Annotated in this window: 9 protein-coding genes; 5 read left to right on the forward strand and 4 right to left on the reverse strand. The window is 60.0% G+C overall.

Going from position 1 to position 14,852, the window contains the following annotated elements:
* Positions 1-4: 4 nt before the first annotated feature.
* Positions 5-970, forward strand: coding sequence for an HlyD family secretion protein (locus PMI01S_RS25895; protein ID WP_084322950.1), 966 nt, complete (start codon positions 5-7; stop codon positions 968-970).
* Between the two features lie 212 nt (positions 971-1,182).
* On the opposite strand, the gene PMI01S_RS25900 is transcribed toward PMI01S_RS25895, so the two are convergent.
* From PMI01S_RS25900 to PMI01S_RS25915, 4 genes are all read right to left on the reverse strand, one after another.
* Entirely contained in the window at positions 1,183-2,604 is a 1,422-nt protein-coding gene (locus tag PMI01S_RS25900; protein ID WP_084322951.1) for an efflux transporter outer membrane subunit, read from the reverse strand.
* The gene (locus PMI01S_RS25905; protein ID WP_084322952.1) at positions 2,601-5,780 is read right to left on the reverse strand and encodes an efflux RND transporter permease subunit; all 3,180 of its coding nucleotides are present in this window, start codon (positions 5,778-5,780) and stop codon (positions 2,601-2,603) included. The genes PMI01S_RS25900 and PMI01S_RS25905 overlap by 4 nt, the downstream gene beginning before the upstream one ends.
* A gap of 15 nt (positions 5,781-5,795) precedes the next feature.
* A complete protein-coding gene (mexE, locus tag PMI01S_RS25910; protein ID WP_084322953.1) occupies positions 5,796-7,049 on the reverse strand; it encodes a multidrug efflux RND transporter periplasmic adaptor subunit MexE in 1,254 nt (417 codons plus the stop codon).
* A 321-nt stretch (positions 7,050-7,370) separates the two neighbouring features.
* Positions 7,371-8,288, reverse strand: a complete 918-nt coding sequence (locus tag PMI01S_RS25915) for a LysR family transcriptional regulator (protein WP_084322954.1) — start codon at positions 8,286-8,288, stop codon at positions 7,371-7,373.
* 269 nt (positions 8,289-8,557) lie between these two features.
* Between PMI01S_RS25915 and PMI01S_RS25920 the strand changes: the two genes are divergently transcribed.
* The 4 genes from PMI01S_RS25920 (at position 8,558) to pgm (ending at position 14,818) form a co-directional block, all read left to right on the forward strand.
* The gene (locus PMI01S_RS25920; protein WP_084322955.1) at positions 8,558-9,580 is read left to right on the forward strand and encodes a zinc-dependent alcohol dehydrogenase family protein; all 1,023 of its coding nucleotides are present in this window, start codon (positions 8,558-8,560) and stop codon (positions 9,578-9,580) included.
* 592 nt (positions 9,581-10,172) lie between these two features.
* On the forward strand, positions 10,173-11,663 hold the full coding sequence (locus PMI01S_RS25925; protein WP_084322956.1) for a hypothetical protein: 1,491 nt from the start codon (positions 10,173-10,175) through the stop codon (positions 11,661-11,663).
* Positions 11,660-13,060 carry an aminotransferase-like domain-containing protein gene (locus tag PMI01S_RS25930; RefSeq protein WP_084322972.1) on the forward strand — a complete coding sequence of 467 codons (1,401 nt, stop codon included), beginning with the start codon at positions 11,660-11,662 and terminating at the stop codon, positions 13,058-13,060. The genes PMI01S_RS25925 and PMI01S_RS25930 overlap by 4 nt, the downstream gene beginning before the upstream one ends.
* Positions 13,061-13,171: 111 nt before the next feature.
* Positions 13,172-14,818, forward strand: coding sequence for a phosphoglucomutase (alpha-D-glucose-1,6-bisphosphate-dependent) (gene pgm, locus PMI01S_RS25935; protein ID WP_084322957.1), 1,647 nt, complete (start codon positions 13,172-13,174; stop codon positions 14,816-14,818).
* Positions 14,819-14,852: the final 34 nt, after the last annotated feature.

Here is a 14,852-nt window from a genome sequence, read left to right on the forward strand (position 1 = left end):
TGCATTGAAGACGATTCTCGCCCGATTCACGACAGTGGCCGTGGTAGTGCTGGCCTTTGTGCTCGGCTGGTTCGCCTGGGAACACTACACCCGCGCCCCCTGGACCCGGGATGCCCGGGTGCGTGCCGATGTGGTGACCTTGTCCGCCGATGTCGCGGGACGCATCGTCAACCTCGGCGTGCAGGACAACCAGCATGTGGAGAAGGGCCAGTTGCTGCTGGAAATCGATCCCTCGCGCTACGTCCTGGCAGTGGAACATGCCAAGCGTTCGGTGGAAGTGGCGAAGGCCTCACTGGGGCAATCCGAAGCGACCATCGTGGCCAGCCAGGCGCTGCTCAAACAGCGTCAGAGCGAGGAGCGCCGCCGCCGTACACTCAAGGAACGCGCAGCGATTTCCGGTGAAGAGTGGGAAAAATCCAGCACCGATGTCTCGGTGGCCCAGGCCGACTTGCTGCGCAACCAGGCCAACCTGGGGTTTGCCCAGGCCAACGTGCATCTGGCCATCGCCGCATTGGCCGAGGCTGAACACGACCTGGAGCGTACCCGGGTCGAATCGCCCGTCAGTGGCTACGTCACCAATCTGCTGACCCGACAGGGCGACTATGCGACTGCGGGTGGTCCCTTGGTGGCGCTGGTGGACAGTGAATCCTTTTACATCAGCGGCTATTTTGAAGAAACCAAACTGCCGCGAATCGGGGAGGGTGACCGGGTTGATATCGAGTTGATGAGTGGTGAACGTTTTGGCGGCACCGTGCAAAGCATCGCTTTCGCGATTGCCGACCGGGAAAACCTGCCCGGCGGCCGTTTGCTGGCCAACATCAACCCCAGTTACACCTGGGTCAAACTGGCGCAACGGGTGCCGGTGCGGATCAGGATCGACGCGGACTATGCCGGTAAAGACAAACTGCGGGCGGGGACGACGGCGACAGTGACCGTCCAGGAAACCCAAAAATCCCAGGATCACCAGTAGCCAATATAGGAGCAAAGCTTGCTCGCAAAGACGTCAGCACATTCAACATCGATGGCGATTGTCCCACCGCTTTCGCGAGCAAGCTTTGCTCCTACAGGAGGCGTGGTGGATTCCCCATTACGATCAGGCAAAAAAAAGCCCCGCGACCGAATGAGGCGCGGGGCAAAAAAAACCTGGTTGGTTGCGGCCAACCAAAGGAGTTCGTTACAGCGTTACTTGCTGGCGACCGTCTCTGGTTGCCAGCCGCCACCAAGGGCTTTGTAGATCGCGACAATGCCGCGATACAGATCGACTTCGGCCTGGGCCTGGGAGTCTTCCGCCGCCAGTCGCTCGCGCTGGGCATCGAGCAGGACGAGGAAGTCCGACGACCCTTCGCGGTAGCGAATTTCAGCCAGGTCGGCTGCCGCGCGGCTTGATTCACTCTGACGAATCAGCGAAATCAGGCGTTGCTGGCGTTTGCCGTAATCGCTGAAGGCGTTTTCCGATTCTTCCAGAGCCAGCAGCACTTGTTGCTCGTAGGTCGCCAGTGCGCCCTCGGCATCCGCGTCGGCACCGCGCAAGCGAGCTCGAACGCTGCCCAGGTCAAACGCTGCCCAGGTGATGCTTGGGCCCAGTGCCCAGGCGTTGGCCGCCGAAGAACCGATCTGCGAACCACGCCCGGCGGTCCAGCCAAGGAAGCCGCTGAGACTGACCCGTGGGAACAGGTCCGCCTTGGCCACACCGATACGTGCCGTGGCCGAAGCCAGTTTGCGTTCGGCGCTGAGGACGTCTGGACGACGCTGCAGCAGATCACCCGGATCACCGATCGGCAGCGCCTTGGCAATCGCTGGCAATTCTTTCGGGCTCAAGTCGACGGTCAGTTTGTCCGGGCGCTCACCCAGCAAGGTGGCGATACGGTTCTTCTGCCGAACCTGTTCCGCCTGCAACTGCGGCACGCTGGCTTCGACGGCCGCCAGGCGTGCATCGGCGCGAACCACATCGAGCTGATCGCCGACGCCGGCATCACGCAGGCTTTCGGTGATCTTGCGCGATTCCTGCTGGTTGTTCAGGTTGGCCAGGGCAATCTTTTCCCGCAGTTGTGCACCGCGCAGTTGACCGTAGGCGTCCACCAGTTCGGCAATCATGGTGACTTGCAGCTGGTACAGATCGGCTTCGGCCGCTTGCTGTTCGGCATCGCTGGATTCCAGGTTGCGCTGGATGCGACCAAACAGGTCCAGTTCCCAGGCCATGTCCAGACCCAGGTCATAGCGTTCGCTATTGACCCGTTTGGTGGTCTGGCCCGGAATCTGACCTTTGCCCAGATCACTGCTTGCACGGCTGGTGATGGTCGGCATGGCGTCATTGCTGACGTCATCACGAATCGCCCGGGCCGCTTTCCAACGGGCGAAGGCGACACGCAAATCGCGGTTGCCTTGCAGGGATTGCGTCACCAACTGGTTGAGGGTCGGGTCTTCAAACTGTTGCCACCAGACGCCTTCGAAACGCGAGCGGTCGAAGTTTTTCTGGCCGGCAGCGCCATCGGTGGCTGCAGTGATGTTGGCCGGTTCGGTGGCCGGGGTCTTGTAGTCCGGGCCCACGGCGCAGGCACTCAGGGCCAGTACCAGCAGGCTCGGCAGGAAGGCTTTCAGGCTCATTGTTGCGCCTCCAGTTTCAGGGCCTTGGCCGCTTTGCGTTTCTCACCGCGCTCCACAAAGTTACGAATCAATACGTAGAACACCGGCGTCAGCAACAGACCGAAGAAAGTCACCCCGAGCATCCCGGAGAACACCGCCACACCCATGGCATGACGCATTTCGGCACCGGCACCGCTGGAGAACACCAGTGGCACCACACCCATGATGAACGCGAAGGAGGTCATCAGGATCGGCCGCAGACGCAGGCGGCACGCTTCGAGCACCGCAGCCAGCGGGTTCATGCCTTCTTCCTGTTTGTCCTTGGCAAACTCGACGATCAGAATCGCGTTCTTACACGCAAGTCCCACCAGTACGATCAAGCCGATTTGGGTGAAGATGTTGTTGTCGCCTCCCGAAGCAATCACACCGGTGATGGCCGACAGCAGCGTCATCGGTACGATCAGGATCACCGCCAGTGGCAGGCTCCAGCTCTCGTATTGAGCCGCGAGTACCAGGAACGCCAGCAATACGCAGAGCGGGAACACGAACAGCGCGGTGTTGCCGGACAGAATCTGCTGGTAGGTCAGGTCGGTCCACTCGTAGGTCATGCCGTTCGGAAGTTCTTCCTTGAGCAGTTTCTCGATGGCCGCTTGAGCCTGGCCGGAGCTGTAGCCTGGGGCTGCCGCACCGTTGATTTCAGCCGTGATGAAGCCGTTGTAGTGCATCACGCGGTCCGGACCCGAGGTGTCGCTGACCTTGATGAAGGTCGCCAGCGGGATCATCTCGCCTTTGTTGTTCCGCACTTTCAGCTGACCGATCTGGTCCGGCTCGAGGCGGAACTGCTGTTCAGCCTGAACGTTGACCTGATAGGTGCGGCCGAAGCGGTTGAAGTCGTTGGCATACAGCGAACCCAGGTAAATCTGCAGGGTGTCGAAGATGTCGCTGACGGCCACGCCGTGGGTCTTGGCTTTTTCCCGGTCGATGGCGGCATCGACCTGCGGCACGTTCACGGTGTAGCTGGTGAACAGGGCGGCCAGTTCCGGCACGTTGTGGCTCTTGGTAATGATGTTCATGGTTTCTTTGTACAGCTCGTCGTAGCCCAGGTTGCCCCGGTCTTCGATCTGCAGGCGGAAACCACCGATGGTGCCCAGGCCTTGTACCGGCGGCGGCGGGAAGATCGCCATGTAGGCTTCCTGAATCCCGGCGAACTGGCCGTTCAAGGCACCGGCAATCGCACCGGCGGACATGCTCGGGTCTTTACGCTCGTCGAACGGTTTCAGGGTCACGAACACAATGCCGGCGTTCGGGCTGTTGGTGAAACCGTTGATCGACAGGCCCGGGAACGCTACCGCACTTTCCACGCCGGGCTGTTTCAAGGCCAGGTCGGACATGCGTTTGATCACGTCTTCGGTGCGGTCCAGGCTCGAGGCGTCCGGCAATTGCGCGAAAGCCACCAGGTATTGCTTGTCCTGGCCGGGTACGAAACCGGTCGGGGTGTGGGCGAAACCGAAGAAGGTCAGCACCATCAGGCCTGCGTACAACAGCAGGGCAATACCGCTGCTGCGGATAACCCGAGCGACGGTGCCGACATAACCATGGCTGGCGCGTTCGAAGAACCGATTGAACGGACGGAACAGCCAGCCGCCCAATAGTTTATCAAGCACTTTGGTAAAGCGATCTTTCGGCGCACTGTGGCTCTTGAGCAACACGGCGGCCAGGGCAGGGGACAGTGTCAGCGAGTTGAACGCCGAGATCACGGTCGAGATGGCAATGGTCAGGGCAAACTGTTTGTAGAACTGGCCGGTGAGCCCGGAAATGAACGCCGCCGGGATAAATACCGCACACAGCACCAGCGCCGTCGCGATGATCGGCCCGGTCACCTCTCGCATGGCTTTCTTGGTGGCTTCTACGGGCGTTTCTCCCAGCTCGATGTGCCTTTCCACGTTCTCCACCACCACGATAGCGTCGTCCACCACGATACCGATGGCCAATACCAGGCCGAACAGTGACAAGGCGTTCAGCGAGAAGCCGAACAAGTGCATCACTGCAAACGTACCGATCAACGACACCGGCACCGCTACCAGCGGAATGATCGAGGCACGCCAGGTTTGCAGGAACAGGATCACCACCAGAACCACGAGGATCAGTGCTTCGAAGAGGGTGTGAACCACCGCTTCGATGGAGCCGCGCACGAAGATTGTCGGGTCGTAGACGATGCTGAAGTCCATGCCTTCCGGGAAGCCCTTCTTCAGCTCCGCCATCTTGTCGCGCACTTCGTTGGATATTTCGATCGCGTTGGAACCCGGACGCTGGAAGATCGGAATCGCCACCGCCGGTTGATTGTTCAGCAAGGAGCGCAGGGCGTACTGGCTGGAACCCAGCTCAACGCGCGCGATGTCTTTCAGACGTGTGATTTCACCGTTGTCGCCGGAGCGAATGATGATGTTCTCGAACTCTTCTTCGGAAACCAGGCGACCTTGGGTGTTGACCGACAACTGGAACGCCGTGGCATTCGGTGCAGGCGGAGCGCCCAAGGCACCGGCAGCCACTTGACGGTTCTGCTCACGAATCGCAGTCACCACATCGGTGGCAGTCAGATTGCGCGAAGCGGTCTTGTTCGGGTCGAGCCACACTCGCAGGGAGTAATCGCCCATACCGAACAGCTGCACATCACCGACACCGCCCAGACGCGCCAGCTCATCCTTGATGTTGAGCAAGGCGTAGTTGGAGAGGTACAGCATGTCGTAGCGTTTGTCCGGCGAGGTCAAGTGCACAACCATGGTCAGGTCGGGCGACGCCTTGTCGACGGTAATACCGATGCGCGTCACTTCTTCTGGAAGCTTCGGTTCGGTCCGGGTCACGCGGTTCTGCACCTGCACCTGTGCGTTGTCCAGGTCAGTGCCCAGTGCAAAGGTGATGGTCAGGGTGATCTTGCCGTCAGCGGTGGACTGCGAAGACATGTACAGCATGTTCTCGACGCCGGTGATGGCTTGCTCCAGCGGAGCGGCCACGGTTTCACCGATGACTTTTGGGTTGGCGCCCGGGAAGTTGGCACGGACCACAACGGTCGGTGGCACGACTTCCGGGTATTCGCTGATCGGCAACTGGAACAGCGAGATGGCGCCGGCGATCAGGATCAGCAGCGACAGCACCGCTGCGAAGATCGGCCGTGAAATGAAGAATTGGGAAAAATTCATCGGAGTCGTTATCCCTTAACCGCGTGGGGTTGCAGCAGCCAGTTTCACAACCGAACCTGGCGCGACCTTGGCAGGTGCGACTTGGGGCAGGTTGCTGGCTTCCAGCGCTTGTCGTTGTTGTGCGAGTGCCGCGAGGGTTTGTTCGCTGGCCATCGGGATCACTTCAGGGGTGACTGGCGAACCGGGACGTACCCGTTGCAGGCCCTTGACGATGATCGTGTCGTCCTTGTTCAGACCGTTGCGCACAATGCGCAGACCTTCGATTTTCGGACCCAGTTCGACGGCGCGGTATGCAGTCTTGTTGTCCGCATCCATCACCAGCACAAACTTTTTACCCAGGTCGGTGCCGACGGCTTCGTCGTTGATCAGCACGGCGGAGTAGGTGCCGCTGCCAACCAGTTTCAGGCGGGCATACAGGCCTGGGGTGTAGGTGCCGTCGGTGTTGTCGAACACGGCGCGACCACGGATGGTGCCGGTTTTCGGGTTGACCTGGTTGTCGACGAAGTTCATCACGCCCTGGTGCGGGTTGCCGTCTTCGTTGGACAGACCGAGGTACACCGGGGTGGTGGCGCCGCGTTTGCCCTGGCGAGCGAGCTGGGTGTATTTGAGGAACACACGCTCGTCGGCGTCGAAGTAGGCGTAGACCTTGTCGGTGGACACAACGCTGGTCAGCGGTGTGGTGTCGGCGGTCACCAGGTTGCCCGCGGTGATTTCCGCACGGCTGACGCGGCCGCTGATGGGTGCGGTGACGCGGGTGAAGCTCAGGTTGAGTTTGGCCAGATCCAGTTGTGCTTGAAGGGCACCCACCGCGGCGCGAGCTTCCTGCGCAGCGCTGGTGCGCGAATCAGCCAATTCGGCGGAAATCGCGTTGCTGATGCGCAGACGCTCACCGCGCTGGGCTTCATTTTCACTGCGGGTGGCATTGGCGCGGGATTGGGCAACCAGTGCTTCGAGGCGGCGGACCTCAGCCTGGAACGGACGTGGGTCGATCTGGAACAGCAGGTCACCTTTCTTGACCAGCGCGCCTTCAGTGAAGGCCACGTCATCGATCTGTCCGGAGACCCGTGGACGAATCTCTACCGTTTCCGGCGCTTCAAGGCGCCCAGTGAATTCGTCCCACTCGTTGACCGGTTGTTCCAGCACCTTGGCGACGCTGACTTTCGCCGCAGGCATGGTCGCGGCAGACTCCGGAGCCTTGCCGCAAGCGCTCATCACCAGCACGGCCAACATGGCCAAGGGGAAGCGCAAATGTTTGAGTGACTGTTCCATGGATGCATCCGCCAATGTATTGAGATGGGCGGATGATGCTCGGCGAGGTGGTATCGCACGAATCGAATGAAGCGAAGGTAACTATCATTCGGAATGATATAAGGTCGAAGCGAGCCCTCTAGCATGCACCTCGGGTTCGAAGGCGATCAATGTGCTTGATGGCAATTCTGTGTTGCGGGGAATGCAGCAATCGGCGCGAGACCGAGTCGCGCCCTTCGCGAGCAAGATCGGCCCCTGCAGGGGATTTATGTCGAGCCCACATCCCCTGCAGGAGCCGAGCTTGCTCGCGAAGGGGCCAGAAGCCCTCATACACAATCAGGATCAGGCCAGGCTATCCGGATCCCCAAAGAACATCTGAATCCGCGACCGCAACCAGCGCTCACCCGGATCATTATCCTGCGACCCGCGCCACGCCATGTGCAACTCAAAGCTGCGCACCGGCAACGGCGGATCTTCAGCTCGCACGCCACCGGCTGCCGTCAACGCTTCCGCCGTGTAATCCGGCACGGTGGCGACAATATCAGTGCCGCTGATCAGCGTACTCAGCCCGTTGAACTGGGGCACAGCGAGCACGACATGCCGCTTGCGCCCGAGTTTTTCCAGTTCTTCATCTATAAAGCCGCTCAGGTCACCGGCGAATGACACCAGCGCATGGGGGCGTTCGCAGAAGTCGTCCAGGCTCAATGGGCCCGGCACGCTGTCGGCGCGCAGCAGTTTGGGCATGCTGCGGCGTAGCACTTTGCGCTTGGCGTTGGCCGGCAGGTCGGCGGTGTAGCTCACGCCGATGGAAATCTCTCCCGAGGCCAGCAGGCTCGGCATCAGGATGTAGTTGGCCCGACGTACCACCAGCACAATCCCCGGTGATTCGGCGCGCAGGCGTTTGAGCAGCATCGGCAGCAATGCGAACTCGACATCGTCCGACAGGCCGATGCGGAACACCGCAGTGCTGGTTGCCGGGTCGAATTCCGCCGCACGGCTGACGGCGGTGGAGATCGAGTCCAGGGCCGGCGAGAGCAGGGCGAAGATCTCCACCGCCCGGGCGGACGGTTCCATGCTGCGCCCGGTTCGCACGAACAACGGATCATCGAACAGCCCGCGCAGGCGCGAGAGCGCCGCACTGATGGCGGGTTGGCCGAGGAACAATTTCTCCGCAGCGCGTGTCACACTGCGTTCGTGCATCAATGTTTCGAAAACGATCAACAGGTTCAGGTCGACACGACGCAGGTCATTACGATTCATCTGGAGTCCTGGCAGAGTCATCAAGCTTGACGAGAGCGGCCATATGAGAACAATGGCCGGCATGAATATTACGGGGAAAGGCTGCTACTCTGCACCGAGTAATTCAGTTTTCCTACAAAGGCTGCTTCGGTTTCTTACGACATTTGAAGATGTCACCGGCGCTGCGGAATCAATGACAGGCATGTCGACTATTAATAGCCACTGATAGTCTTGGGTAGAAAGCCCAGATAGAGTTCAGGGCATTAGAGGTTTCTTTGACGAGGTTTGCGATGTCCCGCACGATCCGTTTTCACAAGTTTGGTCCAGCCGAGGTGCTCAAATGCGAAGAGCATGCGGCCGCTCTCCCTGCACCGGGCGAAGTGCAGGTGCGCGTCGAGGCGATTGGCATCAGCTGGTACGACATTCTCTGGCGCCAGAACCTGGCCTCGTCCCACGCTCGTCTGCCTTCAGGCCTCGGCCATGAAATGTCCGGCGTCGTGACGGCGCTCGGCGAGGGCGTCGATGACCTGGCTGTCGGTGACAAGGTCGCCAGCTTCCCGGCTGAAAGCCCGAACGACTATCCGGTCTATGGCGAACAGATCGTTTTGCCTCGCTCAGCGTTGACCCGCTATCCGGACGTGCTCAGCCCGATCGAAGCGGCGGTGCACTACACGCCACTGTTGATCGCGTATTTTGCCTATGCCGATCTGGCACGGGTCAAGCCTGGGCAGTTTGCCTTGGTCACCGACGCCAGCCACTGTGCCGGTCCGTCCTTTGTACAGTTGGGCAAGGCCTTGGGTGTGCGGGTGATTGCCGCCACGAAGACGGCCGAAGAGCGTGAATACCTGTTGTCGCTGGGTGCCGAGAAGGTCATCGTCACCGAGGAAGAAGATCTGCTGATGCGGATCAACAAGATTACCGATAACCGCGGTGTCGATGTGGTGTTCGATGGCCTGGGTGGCCCGCAGATGTCTCTGCTCGGCGATGTGCTCGCGCCTCGTGGCAGTCTGGTGCTGTATGGCCTGCAAGGTGGCAACCAGACACCGTTCCCGGCCTGTGCAGCGTTCCAGAAGAACATTCAGTTCTTTGTGCATTGCATCGGCAATTTCACCGGCAAGCCGGAACTGGGCATCATTCAGGACCAGGTCGCACTGCAACGTGCCTTGCGCGACATCAACCAGATGACCGCCGATCGCGTTCTGCTGCCGCTCAAGACTCGGGTCTTCCCGTTTTCCGAGTTTGTCGAAGCACACCGCTACATGGACGAATGCCCATGCCGCGAACGGGTCGCCCTGCAGGTCGAACCTGCGTAACACCCTCTGAAAAAGTCCGTGCCTGCACGGACTTTTTTTTGCCTGCCATTGTAGGCGCGAGCGGTGTCGCGATCCTTCAGGTCTGAAAATATGAGATGCCCCTGCCGATGAGGCCCGTTCAGCAACTGAACTGGTTTTTGCTCTTGATCTGTATCTTCTAATCGCCATTTAAGCCCTGATAATTGAATGATTACTTTCATCTCAAGGAAAGAGTCATGTCTGGGTATCGGTTTGATACTTTTCAATGCACATCGTTAATATGTTTCCGACAAGCTGTTGATCGTTGCTCAATTGCCAAACAATCATGTGCGACTTCTTTCTTTATTTCTTGTGCTACATGTCTGTGGGGCACTGTCGGACATTTCCTAGGACGTCTCTCGAAGTCCGCAGACGCAGGTATTACGGGGCTTTGCGATGGGCTGTCTGTCGCCAGGGCAATCGCGCTGTTCAGATTCATCAAATATCTTCTGAAAGTTTAAGTGTTAGCATTCGGGCATAGCATTCAGCACTTCAATCGTGGCGGGCAATCGGTTTGCACATTGCATTTCGTTGTTTGCGCACTATTGAACTTACGAGTATCAGGTAAATAAAGATGACCCTTATCCATGATCAGGCGATGAATTATGTCTATCAGCAAATGCTGCAACGTTTGCTGAGTTTCTTCTCGCGGGCCGAACGTACGGCATTGCAGCTGATGATTCAGCGGTTGGTGGTCACCGCCGGTGGAATGGAGCGCATTGGCGACTACAAGGTGCTCGCCATTCAGTCCGGGTCCCGGGACAGTTGCTACACCCTGGCGCTACTGCGCGCGGCGCAGCTCAGTATTGCCGGCAGGGCACCTTCCACGTTCCAGCTGCGCGTGGCTTCCTTGCGTATGAGCGGTCTCAGTGCCTCGGCGCAAGACAACATTCATCGCAGCCACAGCGCATTGTTCCTCTACGATGACCCGAGGGTCGAAGTATTGATGGCTGATAACCGGGAGGTCTTGCCATTCAGGCATCCGGCGCCGGTCTCGGAGGCCGGCCGCGAAGCCAGTCGGCTCAATCTGCTGATGGTGGGGCATCGTCGGACCCTCGACGGGCCGCTCGATCTGTGGGACGACGGCTATCTGGCCACTGGCGAATTCGTTGGGCAAATTGCCCGGTGGAACAGCGGCGTGGATGCATTGATCTGCAGCGATACGCCACGTCAGCAGAAACTGTTTATCGAGGGTTTGAAGCGGGCGGCGGCGAAGGCCGGGCTCACGACGTCCGATCATCCCGGAACCGGCTTTGACGAGCTGTTTGCAGTGCTCGACGAACTCGGCAGCGATTGTTACCGCACGTTTTATGACGGGCGTGGCCCGGCGCAATGGCGTCCGGCCGAACAATTCGAAGCCTGCCGTCGCGCCACGTTCATCGACATTCACGACCTCCTGGTCAGCAACCGGGAAGAGCGATGGCCGCTGCTCACTGAGTTTCTGGGGTTTCAGCCTGACGAACTCACGGCCCAGCTCAGTGAGAACGAATACGTCAGCCCTTCGATCTCTGCCCATGTCCGTGGGTTGCAAGCGTGCTTCGTGCATGGTCACAGCTATGAGACGGGCGTCGCCGAATACTTGCAGCGAGCCTTGGTGATGATGCGTCGCAAGCAACTGTCGGAGCGTCTGTGCGAACAAGCCGTGGAGACCTTTGGCAGCCCGGCGAAGTTGTCCGATCAGCGTGCACTGGCAGCGGCCGAAGCGCAGAAAAACCTTGGGTTGAACGAGGCGCAGCTGGTATGCCTGCTCTTCGCGCCTTTTGTCGAAAACGGCGCCGGGCTTGAGCGTTTCCTGCGTCAATGCCACCCGGGCATGCTGGTGGCGATGCCTGACTTGCACCGTGCGATGCAGGGCCACCCGGTGCCTGAACAGATTGTGCACTGGATGGTCGACGTCAGCGGGTTGCCCGTCAGCCTGATCGGCAAGCTGTACCGCATGGGGCCGGTGCCTGGCGTCGAGGGCAGGGTGAATGACGGGGAGCCCGACGATGCGGACGGGCAATCCGAAGCCGTCGATCCTGGTCATGATGCAGTGGTGGCAGGTGAATGGTCAGCGGGACATTGAAAGGACCTCGCGAAACCGACTTTGCCTATCAGGCGGTGTACCGATACCTGACCCACCTGATCAACGAACCGGTCAGCGACACGAACGTACGCTTGCCATCGTTACGCCAGTTGGCAAATCGCCTGAGCGTGTCGATCTCGACCATTCAGTACGCTTATTCGCTGTTGGAGAAAGAAGGGCGTGTCTATTCGGTGGCCAAGTCCGGCTATTACGCATTGCCGGTGTCCTCGATCAGCATGCCCGGCAATGGCAACGACCTGCTCGAAACGGTTTATGTCAGCGCCAGGCGCCCGGGCATGCTGGTCTTCAGTGCCGATGAGCCGGCGCTGCTGCAGCCCCTCGACAGTCCGTTGTTGCTGCTGGAGCGCGAACTGCTGCGCCAATACCCGCGCCTGCCACAACCGCCTTCACAACCTTGCGGCGAGCTCGAACTGCGCGCCGCACTTGCGGCGCGTTACACCACGTCGCCGGTGCGTTGCTGGCATGCCGATCACGTCTATGTCGGCGCAGACTTGCGCGGAGTCCTGGAAATATTGATCGCTGTACTGGGGCTCAAGGACGCCGTGGTGGTGATCGAGTCGCCGTGTGACTGGTCGATTCTGCGTCTGCTTCAGGCGGCGGACGTTCAAGTCATCGAATGGCCGGTGCAAGCCAATGGCAGCCTGGACGTCGAGCGACTCAAGTCACTGCTGGAAACCCGACCGGTGCGGCTGGTGATGCTGTCGTCGGGGTTGAGCGCACCACGGGGCAGCCTGCCGCCCGACGACAATCGACTCGCCATTGCGCAGTTGCTGGAGCAGCATGGCAGTTGGGTGCTGGAAAACGACTGTTACGGCGACCTCGAATTCGAGCCGGGCGGTTTGCGATTCCGCGACCTGCTCGACCCCGAGCGGCTGATCGTGTTCTCCACGTTCGAGAAAGTCATCGGTCCGGAAGCGCCTTACGGCTATCTGCTTTCGCGCCATTTCAGCGAGCAAATGCAGCGGCACTTTCTGCTACGCTCATTTCGCCTGTCGCCGATTCGCCAGAAAGCCATTGCCCGTTTGTACGCCAATGGCCGGATCGATCAGCACCTTCAGGTGCTGCGCAGATTGCTCAAGGACCGCAAGGTACACATGACGCAGCTATTGCAGGAGCGTCTGGGTGACGCCCTGCATGTCGTCGATCCTCAGGGCGGGGCGACGATCTGGGCACGCTCACTGCGCGAGGTCGATATGCGTCGAGTGTTCCAGCGCTTGCTCAAGCATCATGTGGTGATTGCGCCGGGGGAACTCTTCAGTCTGCAGGGCCTGCACACGCAGCACTTGCGCTTGAATCATGCGTTCGGCGGAGATCATGACATCGGTGCTGCATTGAGCCTGCTGGGGGATGCCTTGCGGTTGGAATCGGTGGACTGAACACGGCCGTAAACCTCCTTTCAGGCCCGTGGATCGATCCCATCGCGTTGCGGTCAAACTGCCAGTAAACTGCGGTCCTATTCCTGAACCACTCTATTTCAGAGGTTTTGCATGACACTCAGTCCTTTTGCGGGCAAACCGGCACCGGCAGAATCGTTGGTCGACATCCCGCGACTGGTAACGGCCTATTACACCGGCCAGCCCGACGCCGCCATCTCCACCCAGCGCGTTGCCTTCGGCACGTCCGGGCACCGGGGCAGCTCGTTCGACCTGAGTTTCAACGAATGGCACGTCCTGGCCATCAGCCAGGCGATCTGCCTGTACCGCGAAGCCCAGGGCATCGACGGGCCGCTGTTCGTCGGCATCGATACCCATGCGCTGTCCACCCCGGCCGGCGCCAGTGCTCTGGAAGTGCTGGCGGCCAATGGCGTGACGGTGATGATTGCCGAGGGTGACGAATACACCCCCACACCAGCTATTTCCCACGCCATTCTCTGCTACAACCGCGGCCGCACTTCCGGGCTGGCGGACGGTATCGTCATCACGCCGTCCCACAACCCGCCGCAAAGCGGTGGCTACAAATACAACCCTACCAACGGTGGTCCGGCCGATACCCACATTACCAAGTGGATCGAAGCCAAGGCCAACGAACTGCTGGGCAACAAGCTTGCCGGCGTCAAACGCATCAGCTACGAACAGGCGCTGAAGGCCAGCACCACCCATCGTCATGATTACCTCAACACCTATGTTGCCGACCTGATCAACGTGATCGACTTCGATGCCATTCGCGATGCCAAGCTGCGTCTGGGCGTAGATCCGCTGGGCGGAGCAGGGGTGCGCTACTGGTCGGCAATTGCCGAACACTACAAGCTGGACCTGGACGTGGTGAACAAGCAGGTCGATCCGACATTCCGTTTCATGACGGTCGACTGGGACGGCCAGATCCGCATGGACCCGTCATCCACCCACGCGATGCAAGGCCTGATCGGCTTGAAAGAGCGCTTCGACGTGGCGTTCGCCTGCGATCCGGACCACGACCGCCACGGCATCGTGACCCCGTCGGGTGGGTTGCTGGCGCCGAACAGTTACCTGGCAGTATCGATCGACTACCTGTTCCAGAACCGCCCACTATGGCGCGCCGATGCCGCGGTAGGTAAAACCGTGGTCAGCAGCGGCTTGATCGATCGCGTGGCCAAGCGTTTGGGCCGCCGCCTGTACGAAGTGCCGGTCGGTTTCAAATGGTTTGCGGACGGTCTGTTCGACGGCTCGCTGGGTTTTGGTGGCGAAGAAAGCGCCGGTGCGTCGTTCCTGCGCAAGGACGGCGGTGTCTGGAGTACCGACAAGGACGGTTTGATCCCGGCGCTGCTGGCGGCAGAAATGACCGCTCGTACCGGTCGTGATCCAAGCCAGGCTTACCGCGCGTTGACTGACGAACTGGGCGAGCCGTTCTCGGTGCGCGTCGATGCCAAGGCCAATCCGGAACAGAAAGCGCTGCTGAGCAAGTTGTCGCCGGATCAGGTCACTTCGACCCAACTGGCAGGCGAAGCGATCCAGAGCATCCTCAGTCATGCGCCGGGCAACGACCAGGCTATCGGCGGGCTGAAAGTCATGACAGAGAATGGCTGGTTTGCGGCGCGTCCGTCGGGTACGGAGGACATTTACAAGATCTACGCCGAGAGTTTCGTCAGTGACGAGCACCTGAAGCAGTTGGTGGCCGAAGCCCAAACCCTCGTGGATGGCGCAATTTCAGCGAAGTGATCGAGGGCTCTGTGGCGGGGGGGACAAGTCCCCT

Source organism: Pseudomonas migulae NBRC 103157 (assembly GCF_002091715.1).
GTDB classification, from domain to species: Bacteria; Pseudomonadota; Gammaproteobacteria; order Pseudomonadales; family Pseudomonadaceae; genus Aquipseudomonas; species Aquipseudomonas migulae_A.

Bases quoted from the DNA above. Each gene is read 5' to 3' on its own strand.
- PMI01S_RS25900 (WP_084322951.1), bottom strand. From the start codon at position 2,604: ATGAGCCTGAAAGCCTTCCTGCCGAGCCTGCTGGTACTGGCCCTGAGT.
- PMI01S_RS25905 (WP_084322952.1), bottom strand. From the start codon at position 5,780: ATGAATTTTTCCCAATTCTTCATTTCACGGCCGATCTTCGCAGCGGTG.
- mexE (WP_084322953.1), bottom strand. From the start codon at position 7,049: ATGGAACAGTCACTCAAACATTTGCGCTTCCCCTTGGCCATGTTGGCC.
- PMI01S_RS25915 (WP_084322954.1), bottom strand. From the start codon at position 8,288: ATGAATCGTAATGACCTGCGTCGTGTCGACCTGAACCTGTTGATCGTT.
- PMI01S_RS25920 (WP_084322955.1), top strand. From the start codon at position 8,558: ATGTCCCGCACGATCCGTTTTCACAAGTTTGGTCCAGCCGAGGTGCTC.
- PMI01S_RS25925 (WP_084322956.1), top strand. From the start codon at position 10,173: ATGACCCTTATCCATGATCAGGCGATGAATTATGTCTATCAGCAAATG.
- pgm (WP_084322957.1), top strand. From the start codon at position 13,172: ATGACACTCAGTCCTTTTGCGGGCAAACCGGCACCGGCAGAATCGTTG.